Source organism: Leisingera sp. M523, assembly GCF_025141335.1.
Lineage (GTDB): Bacteria > Pseudomonadota > Alphaproteobacteria > Rhodobacterales > Rhodobacteraceae > Leisingera.
The window spans coordinates 3,791,335-3,806,922 of record NZ_CP081036.1 but is presented as its reverse complement, the minus strand read 5'-3'; the positions used below and the strand labels follow the sequence as shown (position 1 = coordinate 3,806,922).

Sequence of the window (15,588 nt, the reverse complement as noted above, 5' to 3'; positions counted from 1 at the left end):
AACAATGCGTTTTATCTATGCCGGCCTAGGACTGTTCTGTGTCGGCTTGGCCGTCATCGGTATTGTTCTGCCCTTGCTTCCAACTGTCCCCTTCCTTCTCCTTGCCGCGTTCTTTTTTGCCAACTCATCTGAACGCCTGCACAGTTGGATCGTTGATCACAACATTTTTGGTCCTATGATCCTGGATTGGCGCGACCACGGCGCCATCCGGCCAGGCGCAAAAAAGGCGGCAACCGTTTCGATTGCCGCCGTCTTCGGACTATCTCTGCTTCTTGGTGCCCCTGGCTACATAGTAGGGATCCAGGCGGTTGTTCTCTCTTCTGTTCTTCTTTTCATCTGGACCCGGCCTAGCGGCTGAGCAGATTGCACAGCTCATCCAGTTGATCCAGGCTTTCGTAGCTGATCGTTACGGCGCCGGCTTCACCGCCAGGCTTATGATCAATAGCCACTTTCATTTTCAGAACTGCCGACAGATCTCCTTCAAGAGCACGGGTATCCGCATCCTTTTCCTGCGGCTTTCTCGGTCTCTTTTCGGCAGACGTCTGAACTCCAGCGGCATCTTTCTTAACCAATGCTTCGGTCGCGCGGACAGACAGCCCCCCCTTGACGATCTTCATGGCAAGATCTGAAGCATTGTCCGAAGTGATCAGTGCCCGGGCATGGCCAGCCGACAGCTTACGCTCCTGCACCAGGTTTTGAACATCATCCGGCAGGTGCAGCAAGCGCACTAGATTAGCAATATGGCTCCGGCTTTTACCAAGTGCTTCGGCCATCCGTTCTTGCGTATGGCCGAACTTTTCCATCAGTTGCTTGTAGCTTTGCGCCTCTTCCAGCGCATTAAGATCCGAGCGCTGGATGTTTTCGATGATGGCCACTTCCATCATTTCAAGATCCGAGTAGTCCCGGATCAGTACCGGGACTTCATGCAACTGCGCGGCCTGTGAGGCGCGCCAGCGGCGTTCCCCCGCCACAATCTCGAATTTTCCGCCCGGCCGCGGCCGAACGATCAGCGGCTGCAGAACGCCCTTTTCCTTAATCGAGGCTGTCAGATCATCCAAATCTTCTTGCAAAAACTGCCGGCGCGGCTGATTTGGATTGGCAACGACATTTTCAATTGGCACCAGAATTTCTGCATTCCGTGGTGCCTCTGCCTGCGTGCTCACCGGTGCAGGGTTCACATCTGCCATCAACGCTGACAATCCCCGGCCCAGTCCGCGTGGTTTTGTTTTTTTGTCTGCCATGATTGCCTCCGGTAGGTATTCTGCATTTACGCCGCTATCTTGTGATGTTTAGTGAGGATTTCCTCTGCCAACGCCCGGTATGCCTGTGCGCCAAGAGAGTTTGTGTCATAGTTTAGAACCGGTTGCGCATAAGAAGGTGCCTCGCTCACCCGGACATTGCGGGGGATTTTTGTTTGAAACACCAAATCACCCAGATTATCCCGGGCGTCCTGTTCCACTTGCTGCGACAAGTTATTGCGACGATCAAACATTGTCAGGACAATTCCTTCGATTCGAAGGTTTGGATTCGCTGACTGCCGAACTTCTCTAATTGTCAGCATGAGCTGGGTCACCCCTTCCAAGGCAAAGAACTCACTTTGCAACGGAACCAGAACCGAATGTGCTGCGACCATTGCGTTGACCGTCAATAGGTTCAGAGAAGGCGGGCAATCAATCAGAACGTAGTCCCAGTCATATTCGTCCATCGCGGTTTGGCGCAGAGCATCATGCAGAAGGAAACTGCGTTTTTCATTGGTAAACAGTTCGATATCAGCCGAGCTGAGATCAACAGTCGCTGGGATGATACACAGATCCTCAATCTCCGTCGTTTGAATGACGTCATTCAGAGATGAGTCTTCAACCAAAAGATCATATGTAGTCAGATCCCGATCCGACGGTTCAATCCCAAGGCCAGTTGAAGCATTCCCTTGCGGATCCAGGTCGACAACCAGCACACGAAGCCCGGTTTCTACCAAAGCAGCCGCCAGATTTATGGCTGTCGTTGTCTTCCCAACCCCGCCTTTCTGATTTGCGACCGCGATAATACGAGGCCCCTCAGGGCGGGAATAATCAGACACGTGCCACTTCCCTTATTTTTAAGATTACTGCTTCTTGTTCTGTCAGGCTTTTAACCTGTTCTTCTACGAACTGCCATTGCTGCCTGGCGTTATCCACTTCTTTTTTCCAGCTCTCCCCCTTAGGGAACAACGCCACCCCTTCGGATGACAGATGGCGCTCTGAAAATTCAAGCAATGTTGACAAGTCCGCCAAGGCACGCGCAGACAGGATATCTGCTTCTTGAGGTTCAGTCTTTTCAATTCTCTCGGTCAAAACAGTCGTCTTGACAGCACATTCTCGTGCAGCTGTTCTAAGGAACGCAGATTTCCTCTGATCACTTTCGATCAATGTTACCTTCATGTCTGGTGCTTCATCTGCAGCCAATATAGCAACAATCAGCCCCGGGAAACCGCCACCACTACCTATATCGACCCAATGTCCAACAGGATCTGCACAGCGGAATACTTGAATGGAATCAGCGATATGGCGCATCCAAAGATGTTCCAAGCTCGATTTCGAAACGAGATTTATTTTCGGGTTCCACTTTTGTATGACCTGCTCAAAGGTTTCAAGCCTCTGCAATGTTTCACGTGAAACATCAAGTCCTTGAGGAAGTATCCCATTTTTCACGCGGATTTCCCCTTTCTCAGTAGGCCACGGCGCAAACGCGCGAGCAGAAGCGCAAGCGCAGCCGGTGTTATTCCGTCAACGCGGGCGGCTTGCGCCAGTGTTTCTGGTCTGGACTGGGACAACTTAATTTGCAATTCCTTGGAAAGACCGTCAATTCCTTCAAATGAAAATTCGGCGGGGAAACGATATCCCTCATCCTTCTTCATCGCAGAAACTTCCCGTTCTTGGCGTGCAATATAGTTAGCGTAGAGAGCATCACGCTCCAACTGCCGGCGATTTTCCTTTTTCACCCGTGCTAAGTCCGGCATCAGCGGAATGACGTCCTCGAAGGAGACTTCAGGAAACGCAAGAACATCCATTCCGCTGCGACGGTTTCCATCTTGGTTAACCCGTATTCCGGCCGAGGTAACTTCCTTGGGTGTAAATGCATGGGACTCCAGGATGTTCCGCCCTGAGATTAGACCCTCATTCTTCTCCTGAAACGCTATCCGCCGGCCATCGCCAACACAACCCAGTTCTATAGCCATGGGTGTTAGCCTTTGGTCAGCGTTATCTGCCCGTAAGGACAGACGAAACTCAGCCCGGGAAGTGAACATTCGGTAGGGCTCAGCGACACCGTTTGTAGTGAGATCATCGATCATTACGCCGATGTAGCTGGTTGACCGGCCAAACGTAACCGGCTCTTCTTCCTGTGCCATACGAGCAGCGTTCAAGCCGGCAACCAATCCCTGTGCTGCAGCTTCCTCATACCCGGTTGTCCCATTTATCTGCCCGGCCAAGTACAAGCCTGGAATGTCCTTCAGGGACAGGTCCAGCTTCAATACGCGTGGGTCTACATAATCATACTCAATTGCATACCCGGGCTGAAGGATAGTTGCTCTCTCAAGCCCCTTGATAGACCGGACATACGCCTCCTGAACGTCTTGCGGCAAGCTTGTAGAGATGCCATTTGGGTAGACCTTGTGATCCGAAACACCCTCTGGTTCCAGAAAGATCTGATGCGATTCCTTGTCAGAGAAACGTACAATCTTATCTTCTATCGACGGACAGTATCGTGGGCCAACACCTTCAATGTGCCCGCCGTACATCGCTGACCGCTCCAGGTTTTTCCGGATGATGTCATGCGTCTGAGTATTGGTGTGAGTAATACCGCAGGAAACTTGCTTGGCGCTTATTGCGCTTGTCATAAATGAGAAGAAGACCGGGTCATCGTCCCCTGGCTGAGCCTCCAGGCCATCCCAGTCGATTGTACGCCCGTCCAGCCGGGGTGGCGTTCCCGTCTTCAGCCGGCCTAGCGGCAATTCAAAACTGTCCAGGCGTTCAGCTAGCCGAACGGAAGGTTTGTCACCAATCCGGCCTCCAGGTCTGGAGATGTCTCCGATGTGAATAACGCCACGTAGGAATGTTCCAGAGGTGAGAATAACTGCCTTTGCTGGAATTTCACTTCCATCAGACAGCACAGCCCCAGTAACTGCTGTTCCCGACATGAGGAAATCAGTTACTTCACCTTCGAGAATATCCAGGTTCGGTTGCGCTTCGGTTAGCCTCAGGATTTCTTGACGGTAAATCGTTCGATCGGATTGCGCTCTTGGCCCCTGAACCGCTGGTCCTTTCCGACGATTCAGGAGACGGAATTGTATCCCGGCCAAATCAGCAACACGGCCCATTACGCCGTCAAAGGCATCAATTTCCCGGACAAGATGCCCCTTACCCAATCCGCCAATAGCGGGATTGCAGGACATCACACCGATCCCACTGCGGCTCAGTGTAATCAGAACCGTCTTCGCACCCATTCGTGCGGCAGCGTGAGCGGCTTCCGTGCCGGCGTGGCCACCACCTACGACAATCACATCGTACTTCGAATGTTTCACGTGAAACACTCCTTCACTTTCCCAGACAGAAGCTCGAGAAAATCTCATCAAGGAGATTTTCCACACCGATCCGGCCCACTAGCGTCTCCAGCGCTCGGATCGCCGAGCGCATTTCTTCGGCGGCAATATCATAGAATTCCGAACCACGCGACAGGATAACCTGTGCTTCGGCCAAACTAACCAACGCAGACAGCATAGCATCCCGGTGGCGAGCCCGAGTCGCAATTCCGGCTTGAGTCGAGCGCTTTTGAAGAACCGATGAAATGTGTTCGACAAGCTTGTCGATTCCCTGACCCGACCTGCCTGAGATCGCATCTGCCGCGTTTTCGCGGAGGTCGGCCTTAGGGCGAAGACGGATATCACCATTCTCCATCTCGACGTCCAGAATATCACCATCTTCCGCCAAAAACACACGCATGTCCGCATCTTCGGCGCGCTTCCGCGCTAGAGCGATGCCAATACCCTCGACGTGATCGTCGGTATCCCGCAAACCTGCAGTGTCCAGTAAAGTGACTGGCAAGCCGGCCAGATCCATACGCACTTCGATAATATCGCGGGTGGTCCCGGCAAACTCAGACGTGATCGCAGCCTCGCGACCGGCCAGCGCATTCAGCAATGTGGATTTTCCGACATTGGGTGCACCAATGATCGCCACTTCGAACCCGCTGCGGATTCGCTCCGCAATTTTCACCCCGTCTGTCTCTCTTTCGAGGCCGGCTTGAACTTCAGACAGCAGCGCGGAGACTTCCGGGGTTACATCAACCGGCACTTCTTCGTCAGCGAAATCAATTGTTACTTCGATCAAGGAAGCCGCGCGAATCAGGCTGGCTCGCCAGGTCTCAGCCAGCTTCCCAAGCCCGCCGGCAAGAACAACCTGTGCCTGCTTGCGCTGCGCCTCCGTTTCCGCGTCAATCAAATCCGCGAGCCCCTCGACCTGAGCCAAGTCCAGGTTACCGTTTTCTAAAGCGCGACGAGTGAATTCGCCCGGATCAGCCATCCGCAAACCCGTAAGACGGCCTAGATTTTCCAGCACCGCTGTTACAACAGCCGTACTTCCATGTACTTGAAATTCAACGGTATCTTCTCCAGTGAAGCTCTTGGGTGCCGTAAAGCTCAGCACCAAAGCTTCATCCAGGCGCTCACCTGAATCGTCTTGTAAGATACGCAGGCTTTTGCCCCGCACCGGCAAAACGCCTCCGCAAAGCTGCGCGCCGGCTTCATGCGCCAATGGACCTGAGATGCGGATCACCGCAACTCCGGCCTTCCCCTGTGCGGAGGCCAGCGCAAAGATCGTGTCCATGGGATGGCCCTTTTTTACTCGCCCGCCCCGATCAGGTGTTCATCGAGTCGAAGAACTCGGTGTTCGACTTTGTCTGCTTCAGCTTGGACAGCAGGAACTCAATCGCATCTGTGGTTCCCATCGGATTCAGAATACGGCGCAGCACAAAGGTCTTGGCCAAATCGATTTTGTCGACCAACAGCTCCTCTTTCCGGGTACCGGACTTGAGGATGTCGATGGCAGGGAACACCCGCTTATCCGCAATCTTCCGGTCCAGCACGATTTCCGAGTTGCCGGTGCCTTTGAATTCTTCGAAGATCACTTCGTCCATACGCGAGCCGGTATCGATCAGCGCGGTGGCGATGATGGTCAGCGAACCACCTTCTTCGATGTTCCGGGCAGCGCCAAAGAACCGCTTGGGCCGCTGTAGGGCGTTTGCATCAACACCGCCGGTCAAAACCTTGCCTGACGAAGGCACAACAGTGTTAAAGGCTCTACCAAGTCTTGTTATTGAATCCAGAAGGATAACAACATCTCGTTTATGCTCTACAAGACGTTTGGCTTTTTCGATGACCATTTCGGACACCGCTACATGGCGTGTGGCAGGTTCATCAAAGGTGGAAGACACAACTTCGCCTTTCACCGACCGCTGCATGTCCGTCACCTCTTCCGGGCGCTCGTCGATGAGCAGTACGATCAGGTAACACTCAGGATGGTTCTTCTCGATCGAATGCGCGATGTTTTGCAGGATCACCGTTTTACCGGTCCGCGGCGGCGCCACGATCAGCGACCGCTGGCCTTTGCCGATCGGTGCCACCAGATCGATCACCCGCGCCGAGCGATCCTTGATGGTGGGATCCTCGACTTCCATCTTCAGCCGTTCATCCGGATACAGCGGCGTGAGGTTGTCAAAAGCAATTTTGTGGCGTGCCTTCTCAGGCTCCTCAAAGTTGATCGAGGTAACATTGGTCAGCGCAAAGTAGCGCTCTGTCTCGAGCGGCGCCTTGATTTGGCCGTCAACAGTGTCGCCGGTACGAAGAGAGTATTGGCGGATCATGTCGGGTGACACATAAATGTCGTCTGGCCCCGGCAAATAGTTAGCCTCAGGCGAACGCAGGAAACCAAAACCGTCCTGCAACACTTCGAGCACGCCGTCACCGCTGATATCCCAGCCCTCATCCGCGCGTTCACGCAGGATCTGGAACATCATCTCGCCCTTACGCATAGTCGAGGCGTTTTCGATCTCCAGTTCCTCGGCCATAGCCAACAGAGCTTTTGGGCTTTTCGCCTTGAGGTCAGCGAGATTCAGGGATTGCACGGTCATATAGATACGGCCTCTACTCCCCCGTTTATCCAGGGGTTGGTCACACGACAGGATTGGAAAACACGGTGGCCCGGACGGGCCCGCTGAGTGCCATACATAGGGACTCGTTTCAGATGAGTCAAACGCCGGCTGCAGGCGTTCCGGGGTTGCCAGGCCCCTTTCCGTGCCTCTGCGCTAGAATTTGAAGATCACCGAGACAACAATCACCACCATCAGGACGGTTGGCACTTCGTTCATCATCCGGAACTGCCGGCCCGATAGTCCGTTCTTTCCTGCAGAAAAGTCGCGATAGCGGAACAGCAGCCAATGGTGGAACCAGGTCATGGCGATCACGGATACGCCCTTGCTCCACGGCCAAACATAGGTCCAGTCAACGATCCCTGGAGTCAGTACGATAAACAGCCCTGCGGCCCAAGACACATACATTGCGGGGCGCATGATGATCCGGAGGAGCTTATCTTCCATTTGCAGAAAGATCGGCACTGTGTCCTGGACCTTCTCTGCCTGCTCCACGTGATACACGAACAAACGGGGGAGATAGAATAGCCCTGCCATCCAGCTGAGCACCGCCATGATGTGCAGTGATTTGGCATACGGGTAGAGCGTGAACATCAGGTCGCTCAGGTCCATGGGCAGTTCTCCCCGGTCAGATCTGATCACCCTAATAATTAAAGATATATTAGAAGGATGATGTTTTTGTAGTGTGCATGGATTCCGGTGGATAAGTGAATCCTCCTCCGCTTATCCCCAGCAGGGATAAGATTCCAGATGGGACGGGACAGGAGGCATGAAGTTTTTTAAACGCCTTAGAAATAAGGTGCATTCATGCTGTGTTCACTCCTCGATGCTTGGGGATAACGCCGGGATGATCCGGGGAGAGCCGGCATATCCACGAAAATAAAGTTATCCTGCCCCACAAAGGACGACTCAGCGAATTGAATCCCGGAATTTGCGTCAAGCCCGGGAGTCTTTACTTAACCGCGGAAAACCATACAAAACGTTCTGAAACCGTCTGCTTCTTTCCCACGGGGTTTTCCACATGACTGCCCACATAGTGCTGGCTTCAGGTTCCGAAATCCGGGCGCAACTGCTGCGTCAGGCCGGGATAGAATTTGAAACTGATGTACCGCGTCTGGACGAGCAGGCGATCAAGTCCGCGCTCTTGGCTGAAGAGGCTCTGCCGCGCGATGTCGCCGATGCACTGGCGGAAGCCAAGGCACGCAAGATCAGCGGGAAGCGTCCTGGAAAGCTTGTGTTGGGATGTGATCAGGTACTTGAATTCGAGGGAAGGCTTCTTTCAAAACCTGTCAGTGCCGACGAAGCGGTGGCTCAGTTAAAGGAGATGCGGGGCAAACGGCACACACTGTTGTCTGCTGCCGTGATTTACCGCGACGGTGAGCCCATCTGGCGCCATGTCGGACAAGTCCGTCTGGTCATGCGGAAATGCACTGATACATACCTTGAGGATTATGCCGCCCGGAACTGGCAAAGCATCCGCCATGCGGTGGGTGCATACAAGCTGGAGGAAGAAGGTGTGCGGCTGTTTGCCAGCATTGATGGCAGCTACTTTAATGTCTTGGGCTTGCCGCTGATGGAGCTTATCAGTTACTTGGGTTTGCAAGGGGTAATCGAGCAATGACAACAGCAAAAGTCCCGCTCGCCGGCGTGATCGGCTGTCCAGTTGGACACTCCAAATCACCGCAGCTGCACCGTCACTGGCTGAACACCTATGGCATTTCCGGCCACTATGTGCCGATGCATGTGGAACCTGATGATCTGGCCGAGACCGTCCGGATGATGCCTAAAATGGGGTTTGTTGGTGCAAACGTCACCATTCCGCACAAAGAAACGGTGATGGAGATTGCGGACCAGGTCACAGACCGGGCTAAACTGATCGGCGCCGCAAACACGCTGATCTTTCGCAGGGATGGAACAATCCTGGCTGACAACACCGACGGCTACGGCTTCATCACCAATCTGCATCAGGGAGCACCGGATTGGGATCCGCAATCCGGCCCAGCAGTTCTGTTGGGTGCTGGCGGCGCCTGCCGCGCGGTTGTTGCCTCACTGCTGGAAGCCGGAGTGCCGGAGATCCTGCTGACCAACCGCACCCGCGGCCGGGCTGACCAGTTGCGTTCGGACTTCGGCAACCGTATCCGGGTGGTAGAATGGGTACAGGCCGGCAATGTCATCGAGGAGGGTGCGCTGATTGTGAACACCACCTCTTTGGGAATGATCGGCAAACCGCGTCTGCGTGTTCCAATGGATGGTTTGCAGTCGAATGCGGTTGTGACTGATCTGATCTATGCACCGTTGAAAACCGACTTGCTGCAGACGGCTGAGGAGGCTGGCTGCACTGTGGTTGATGGGCTGGGCATGCTGTTGCATCAGGCGGTGCCAGGGTTCGAACGCTGGTTCGGACACCGCCCGGATGTGGATGCCGCAACGCGGGCGGCAGCTTTACGATGAGCTTCAGCCTCGGTCTTACCGGCTCTATCGGAATGGGCAAAAGTACCACTGCCAAGCTGTTCGCCGCCAGGGATTGTGCGGTTTGGGATGCAGATGCAGCCGTGCATCGGCTTTACAGCGCGGGAGGCGCAGCGGTTCAGGCAATGAAAACAGCTTTTCCTGATGCGATCGAGGATGACGCGGTAAACCGTGCTGTGTTGAAACGTATCATCGGGGAAAACCCTGATGCACTGAAGCATATCGAAGCCATCGTGCATCCGCTTGTCGCACAGGACCGGGCAGAGTTCCGCAAAGAAGCGCAAAGCGATATCCTAGTCTTTGACATTCCGCTGCTGTTTGAAACGGGTGGTGATGCAGAAATGGATGCGGTCGCTTGCGTGTTCGTGGATGCAGAGACACAAAAGGAACGGGTTCTTGCCCGCGGAACAATGACGGTTGAGCAATTCGAGCATATCCTGCAGAAGCAGATGCCGATTGAGGAAAAACGCGCCCGCGCCGATTACGTGATCGAAACAGACACCTTGGAGCACGCCAAGGCGCAGGTGACAGCAATCCTTGCAGACATCAGGAGCAAACAGGCCAATGCGTGAAATCGTTCTTGATACCGAAACCACCGGGTTTGATCCGTTTTCCGGTGACCGGATTGTTGAAATCGGTGCGGTAGAGCTGTTTAACCACATGCCCACTGGCAAGACGTACCACGAATATATCAATCCGGAACGGATGATGCCGGCCGAGGCGTTTTCGGTCCACGGCATCGGTCCTGACCTGCTGGAGCCGCCGCAAAAGCCTCAACCCGGCGCCGTGACGCTGCGGGACAAGCCGGTTTTTGCCAAGGTTGGGCAGAGTTTCCTGGATTTCGTGCAGGACTCAAAACTGGTCATTCACAACGCCAGCTTTGACATGAAGTTTCTGAACGCCGAGTTGGGCTGGATGGGCCTGCCAAAACTGCCGATGGATCAGGCGCTTGATACGCTGGCGATAGCGCGTAAGCGGTTTCCCGGCTCGCCGGCGACGCTGGACGCGCTGTGCCGGCGCTTCAACATCGACAACACCAACCGCACCTTGCACGGGGCTTTGCTCGACTCTGAAATTCTGGCCGATGTCTATCTGGAGCTTATCGGCGGCCGCCAGCCGGACTTTGGCCTGTCCGCACAGTCGGCTTCCGGCACTGCAAAGGTGGAAGATGACTGGCGCCCTGCCCCTCGCCCCTCGGCTTTGCCCCAGCGGATCACCGCAGAGGAGCTGGCAGCGCATGAAGAGTTCGTGGCCAAGCTGGGCGAAGAGGCTTTGTGGAACGTCTCCTGACCCTAGGTCAGATCTGCAAAAGAAAAACGCCGCTGAAACCCAGCGGCGTTTTCTATTCCGAATATCTGAAACGTTATTGGGTAGGGGCTGCTGCTGCCGCTTCGGTCTGACGGCGGGCCAGTTCGTTGCGATAGATCGCCACAAAATCAATGTTGTCCAGGTTCAACGGCGGGAAGCCGCCATCGCGGGTCACATCCGACACGATGCGGCGCAGGAACGGGAAGGTCATGCGCGGGCATTCGATCAGCAGGAACGGGTGCAACTGGTCTTCCGGCACGCCGGCGATGTTGAACACGCCGACATATTCCAGCTCCAGAACAAACAGGACGTTGCCGCCTTCCTTGTTCTTGGATTCAACAGTCAGTTTGGTGACAACTTCATACTGGTTCTCGGCCGAGCGTTTTTTGGCGTCCAAGTTCACCTGAACGCTGACGTCGGGCTGCACCTCGCCGCCGGTGCCTTTTTGCGCCATCACGTTTTCAAACGACATGTCGCGGATGAACTGTCCCAGAACGTTCATCTGGACTTGCGGCTGCTGCTGGGCTTCGCCGTTTTCGGCCATCGGGATACTCCTGAAAATATGCTTTTGACCGTGCTTAGCAGCTTGGTCCGGGTAGCTCAACGGGGGCCGTCAACCCAGCCTGACGGAGTGTTTGGACGTTCACCTTGGGTCACATCTTCGAAATCTCCGTCAATGATATCATCCGGCTTGCCGGCGGTTCCAGGGTAGTTGCGGCCCTGCATGCCGCCGGGGCCCATCTGGAACTGCGCCACTGTTACGCGGGCCCGAATGTAGCGGTAAACTGCCAGCCGCACCGGCGGTATCAGCAGGGCAAAGCCAAAGGCGTCGGTAAAGAATCCAGGGGTCAGCAGCAGCGCGCCGGCGAACAGGATCATAGCCCCATGGGCCAAAGGTTCGGCCGGATCAGACATTTGCTGGAACGACGTGCGCAGTTGCCCCATTGCCATGCGGCCCTGGGTTTTCACCAGCCAAGTCCCCAGCACTGCAGTCAGAACCACGATGGCCAGCGTCGGCCACAGCCCGATTGCGCTGCCAACTTGAATAAACAAAGCAATTTCAATGATGGGAACCATCAGAAAGGCCAGGAAGAGATACATGGAGTTTCCTTACGATCATACGCCCGGGCGGTAGACTTGCCCCCGCACGTCACCTACATAAGGTCTGACCGCTTTGGTTTCAAACAAAGCACGAACGCCTAGCATGAGGTATCCATGGAGTCGCCTGTGATTCAGCTTTTGGTTCTGGCCGGTATCGCCGTGTTTCTGATCTTGCGCTTGAAAAGCGTACTTGGGACACGCGAAGGTTTCGAAAAGCCACCGCTGCCGCAATCCGAAGCGCGGGGCCGCCGCCCCGATCTGGAAGTGATCGAAGGCGGCCCGGACCGCGACATCACCGATTATGTGGCCGAAGACAGCCCGCAAGCCCAGGCCCTGGCTGCGATGAAGCGGGTTGAGCCATCCTTCCAGGTCCAGGAATTCGTTCAGGGTGCACGCGGTGCATACGAAATGATCCTGATGGGCTTTGAGCATGGCAATCTGGACGACATCCAGCCGTTCCTGGCCGAGGATGTGTTCGAAAGCTTTGTAGATGCCGTTGCGCAGCGTGAGGATCAGGGGTTCAAGATCGAGGCTGAGTTTATCGGCGTGCGTGAAACCACCCTGGCGGATGCCACGCTTGACACACAAACGGGCCGCGCTGAGATCACCATGCGTTTTGTTGGTGAGATGACCTCCGTTGTCCGCGACCGCGGCGGCGACATTGTCGAAGGCGACCCCAAGGCGGTGAAGCGTCAGAAGGACACCTGGGTCTTTGCCCGCAACATGGGCGTCGATGACCCCAACTGGCAGCTGGTAGCGACGGACGCATGATTGCGGCGCTTCGGGGGGTACTTGGGGCAGCTGCAATCGCAGGTGCCGCGATGACCGCCTCCGGGGCGCATTCAGAAGCCGTGTCCAGCATTCTGGACTTTGCCCAGCTGGATGGCTGGGCAAAAGACGATCATGCTCAGGCACTTCAGGTTTTTCTGGGAACCTGCAAGGACTTGAAGGATCCCGACTGGTCTGCCTTGTGCAAGGCAGCGCAATCGCAGACCCCCGCAGGGGCAAGGGCGTTTTTCGAACTGTTCTTCCGCCCGGTTCTGATTGAGGATGGCAATCAGGCTCTGTTCACCGGCTATTTCGAGCCGGAGCTGAACGGGTCCCGCTACCCGACAGGCCGGTTTCGCTATCCCGTCTACAAGATGCCGCCCGAGGCCCGCGGCACCGGATTGTGGCTGCCCCGGCGGGATATTCTGACCAGTGGTGTTATGGAAGCCCGCGGGTTGGAGATTGCCTGGGTGGATGACCCGGTGGAGCTGTTTTTTCTGCAGATCCAGGGTTCTGGCCGGATCCGCTTGCCGGATGGCGCTATGATCAGGGTGGGATATGGCGGTGCCAATGGCCACACTTATAAATCCATCGGCAAGGAATTGGTGCGCCGCGGTGTCTACAACGCCCATCAGGTCAGCGCCCAAGTGATCAAATCCTGGGTCCGGCGCAATCCGTCGGACGGCAAGGAGCTGCTGTTCCACAATCCGTCTTATGTGTTCTTTCGCGAAGTGCGCAAAGTGGCCGCTTCCAAAGGGCCGCTTGGCGCGATGAACCGCTCGGTCACGCCTATGCGCACCATTGCCGCCGATCCTGCATACACTCCGCTGGGTGCGCCGGTCTGGGTGGAGAAGGACGGGTATATGCCGCTGCGCCGTCTGATGGTGGCGCAGGATACCGGATCCGCAATAAAGGGCGCGCAGCGGGCTGACATTTTTGTCGGTACGGGTGATGCCGCCGGCGAGATTGCTGGAACCATGAAAGACCCTGGGCGGATGGTGGTTCTGCTGCCGATCCAGCGGGCCTATGCGATGCTGCCGGAAGACCTTTGAATGACACGGCGGAAACTGACAGGAGATGAGATCGACCTCTGGCACAAGGTCGTGAAACACGCAGAACGTATACATCCGGGCGCGCATTCCACGCCCCCTGCTCCGCCGATGCCGAAACCCAAACCGGTCAAACACCCTGAGCCGAGATTGGATCCGTTTGAGATTGGAAGCCGCGCCAAGCCCAAACCGCTGAAACACGATCTGAAGCCTTCGATTGCCCGCAGCCTGGCCGGCAATCCGGTGCAGATGGATGAGAAATCCTTCCGCCGCATGAAGCGCGGCAAACTTAGGCCGGAAGGCAAGCTGGACCTGCACGGCATGAGGATCGATTCGGCGCACCCTGCCCTCACCCGGTTTATCCTGTCTGCCCAGGCCTCCGGAAAACGGCTGGTGCTGGTGATCACCGGCAAGGGCAAGGACCGTGATGAGCCAGGCCCGATGCCGGTCCCGCGCGGGGTGCTGCGCCACAAGGTGCCGCAATGGCTGTCACTGCCGCCGCTGGCGCAAGCGGTGATGCAGGTCACCCCTGCCCATATCAGCCATGGCGGTGAAGGCGCCTATTACGTTTATCTCAGACGCAGCCGTTGACGGCGCTTATCTGTTGTCCGCGGGCGTGCTTTCCAGTGCAACCTTGATGGTGCTGTCCTGAATAACAATCTGACCCGGCAGAATCTTTTGCAACAGGTCCTGGCTGTGCGTGAAGGTGTCTGCGGTTTCCCGCGCACCGTTCAACAGGGCAATCAGCGCCGGCGACGAGGCTGCCACAAAATGCTGCGATTCCGCTTCATCTGCAAAGGCTGTGGTGTCGATCACTTCCACCGGCAGACCGCTGACCGCGTCAATACTGTCCAGATTTCCCAGTCTTTCACGGCCATTCAGACCGCGCAGGCGCTGGGACAGGGTCAGGACGTTATCTTTTCGTGAAACGAAAATCAGGAACGGCTGCGGCACCTGCTTGAATCTCTGCATCTGGGATTTGAACACGTCGACATCCAAATCAGGTGACATCAGGATGACACCGCCCAGGTTCTGCGCTGTCCAGCCAGGTGTTTTGATCTCAATCTGGCGCAGGGTTTCCATCGTGAGCAGCCCGCCCATGGAATGGGCGACAACCACAATCCGTTCGACCGCGGACGCGCGCAACTTGCGCAAGAGCGCCTCCAGCCCGTCGCGGGCAAACAGCACGCTGTCGCCATCGTAGGCATATCCCAGCGGGCGGCCCTTGCTTGGCCAGGAATAAATGACCGTTGCCCCGGGAACATTAATGTCATGAGTAAGCTGGGCAGCCCGGAAAGCGGTCTCGGCCTGGGTGGAGTTGAAGCCGTGAACAAAAACCGTGACTTCGCGCTCCTTTTTGGGAAACTTTGCCAGCTCTTGCTGCAGCCGGGCGGAAAAGGCCGCCTCTGTCGCGAATGTCTTTCGTCCAGCCATGGTGAATTCAGTGGAGGGGTCCGGCTTTGCGTAACCGAACTTCAGCGAGCCGGGCTTATGATCCGGCGGGATTGAAACTGTGAGTTCAAGCAGGCTGACCCCATCGGTGCGCTCTGACCCAAAGGTGCCATCCGGCAGCGGTTCGCGGTTTGTGGCTGCGAAAATGGTCTTGGGAGTGCCCAGTTCCAGCGCTTCTGGAACTGTTGGCGTAAAAGATCTGTCAGTACAGGCCGCCAGAAGGACCATGATCACACCGGAAATCAGGCGCAGCCCGTGCATA

At 55.9% G+C, this 15,588-nt stretch carries 18 protein-coding genes; 8 read left to right on the top strand and 10 right to left on the bottom strand.

The window, feature by feature from the left end; genetic code table 11:
- The first annotated feature begins 4 nt into the window (after positions 1 to 4).
- On the top strand, positions 5 to 358 hold the full coding sequence (locus K3557_RS18950) for a YbaN family protein (protein WP_259995841.1): 354 nt from the start codon (positions 5 to 7) through the stop codon (positions 356 to 358).
- Here K3557_RS18950 and K3557_RS18945 read toward each other — a convergent pair.
- The 7 genes from K3557_RS18945 to K3557_RS18915 all read right to left on the bottom strand — a co-directional run bounded on the left by K3557_RS18945 (position 348) and on the right by K3557_RS18915 (position 7,791).
- The gene (locus tag K3557_RS18945) at positions 348 to 1,241 is read right to left on the bottom strand and encodes a ParB/RepB/Spo0J family partition protein (protein WP_259995840.1); all 894 of its coding nucleotides are present in this window, start codon (positions 1,239 to 1,241) and stop codon (positions 348 to 350) included. The two genes, K3557_RS18950 and K3557_RS18945, sit on opposite strands and share 11 nt — an antisense overlap.
- 26 nt (positions 1,242 to 1,267) lie before the next feature.
- Entirely contained in the window at positions 1,268 to 2,077 is an 810-nt protein-coding gene (locus K3557_RS18940) for a ParA family protein (RefSeq protein WP_259995838.1), read from the bottom strand.
- Complete coding sequence (gene rsmG, locus K3557_RS18935) at positions 2,070 to 2,687, bottom strand: 16S rRNA (guanine(527)-N(7))-methyltransferase RsmG (protein WP_259995836.1); 618 nt, start codon at positions 2,685 to 2,687, stop codon at positions 2,070 to 2,072. The genes K3557_RS18940 and rsmG overlap by 8 nt, the downstream gene beginning before the upstream one ends.
- Positions 2,684 to 4,558, bottom strand: a complete 1,875-nt coding sequence (gene mnmG / locus K3557_RS18930; protein ID WP_259995827.1) for a tRNA uridine-5-carboxymethylaminomethyl(34) synthesis enzyme MnmG — start codon at positions 4,556 to 4,558, stop codon at positions 2,684 to 2,686. The genes rsmG and mnmG overlap by 4 nt, the downstream gene beginning before the upstream one ends.
- A 13-nt stretch (positions 4,559 to 4,571) precedes the next feature.
- Positions 4,572 to 5,858 (bottom strand): tRNA uridine-5-carboxymethylaminomethyl(34) synthesis GTPase MnmE, encoded by a 1,287-nt coding sequence (gene mnmE / locus K3557_RS18925; protein ID WP_259995822.1) that lies wholly within the window; start codon positions 5,856 to 5,858, stop codon positions 4,572 to 4,574.
- Between the two features lie 31 nt (positions 5,859 to 5,889).
- Positions 5,890 to 7,161 (bottom strand): transcription termination factor Rho, encoded by a 1,272-nt coding sequence (gene rho, locus K3557_RS18920; protein ID WP_259988637.1) that lies wholly within the window; start codon positions 7,159 to 7,161, stop codon positions 5,890 to 5,892.
- A 174-nt stretch (positions 7,162 to 7,335) separates the two neighbouring features.
- The gene (locus K3557_RS18915) at positions 7,336 to 7,791 is read right to left on the bottom strand and encodes a CopD family protein (RefSeq protein WP_259988639.1); all 456 of its coding nucleotides are present in this window, start codon (positions 7,789 to 7,791) and stop codon (positions 7,336 to 7,338) included.
- 409 nt (positions 7,792 to 8,200) lie between these two features.
- On the opposite strand from K3557_RS18915, the gene K3557_RS18910 reads away from it, so the two are divergent.
- The 4 genes from K3557_RS18910 to dnaQ are packed head-to-tail and all read left to right on the top strand — an operon-like array spanning position 8,201 to position 10,938.
- On the top strand, positions 8,201 to 8,800 hold the full coding sequence (locus tag K3557_RS18910) for a nucleoside triphosphate pyrophosphatase (protein ID WP_259995821.1): 600 nt from the start codon (positions 8,201 to 8,203) through the stop codon (positions 8,798 to 8,800).
- Positions 8,797 to 9,630, top strand: a complete 834-nt coding sequence (locus tag K3557_RS18905) for a shikimate dehydrogenase (protein WP_259988643.1) — start codon at positions 8,797 to 8,799, stop codon at positions 9,628 to 9,630. The genes K3557_RS18910 and K3557_RS18905 overlap by 4 nt, the downstream gene beginning before the upstream one ends.
- On the top strand, positions 9,627 to 10,220 hold the full coding sequence (gene coaE / locus K3557_RS18900; protein ID WP_259995820.1) for a dephospho-CoA kinase: 594 nt from the start codon (positions 9,627 to 9,629) through the stop codon (positions 10,218 to 10,220). Before K3557_RS18905 ends, coaE begins: the two co-directional genes overlap by 4 nt.
- Positions 10,213 to 10,938 carry a DNA polymerase III subunit epsilon gene (gene dnaQ / locus K3557_RS18895; protein ID WP_259995813.1) on the top strand — a complete coding sequence of 242 codons (726 nt, stop codon included), beginning with the start codon at positions 10,213 to 10,215 and terminating at the stop codon, positions 10,936 to 10,938. The genes coaE and dnaQ overlap by 8 nt, the downstream gene beginning before the upstream one ends.
- Before the next feature lie 73 nt (positions 10,939 to 11,011).
- Here dnaQ and secB read toward each other — a convergent pair whose 3' ends face one another.
- Both secB and K3557_RS18885 read right to left on the bottom strand, forming a co-directional pair.
- Positions 11,012 to 11,500, bottom strand: coding sequence for a protein-export chaperone SecB (secB, locus tag K3557_RS18890; RefSeq protein WP_259995804.1), 489 nt, complete (start codon positions 11,498 to 11,500; stop codon positions 11,012 to 11,014).
- 56 nt (positions 11,501 to 11,556) lie between these two features.
- Entirely contained in the window at positions 11,557 to 12,057 is a 501-nt protein-coding gene (locus K3557_RS18885) for an FxsA family protein (RefSeq protein WP_259995799.1), read from the bottom strand.
- Positions 12,058 to 12,171: 114 nt separating this feature from the next.
- On the opposite strand from K3557_RS18885, the gene K3557_RS18880 reads away from it, so the two are divergent.
- From K3557_RS18880 to K3557_RS18870, 3 genes are read left to right on the top strand one after another with little or no spacing between them, the layout of a single operon-like run.
- Entirely contained in the window at positions 12,172 to 12,828 is a 657-nt protein-coding gene (locus K3557_RS18880; protein WP_259995798.1) for a Tim44/TimA family putative adaptor protein, read from the top strand.
- Positions 12,825 to 13,877 carry a murein transglycosylase A gene (locus K3557_RS18875; RefSeq protein WP_259995787.1) on the top strand — a complete coding sequence of 351 codons (1,053 nt, stop codon included), beginning with the start codon at positions 12,825 to 12,827 and terminating at the stop codon, positions 13,875 to 13,877. The genes K3557_RS18880 and K3557_RS18875 overlap by 4 nt, the downstream gene beginning before the upstream one ends.
- Complete coding sequence (locus K3557_RS18870) at positions 13,878 to 14,465, top strand: Smr/MutS family protein (RefSeq protein ID WP_129372673.1); 588 nt, start codon at positions 13,878 to 13,880, stop codon at positions 14,463 to 14,465.
- Between the two features lie 6 nt (positions 14,466 to 14,471).
- Here the strand turns inward: K3557_RS18870 and K3557_RS18865 are convergent, their stop codons facing one another.
- A complete protein-coding gene (locus K3557_RS18865; protein WP_259999691.1) occupies positions 14,472 to 15,587 on the bottom strand; it encodes an alpha/beta hydrolase in 1,116 nt (371 codons plus the stop codon).
- Between the last annotated feature and the right edge of the window lies 1 nt (position 15,588).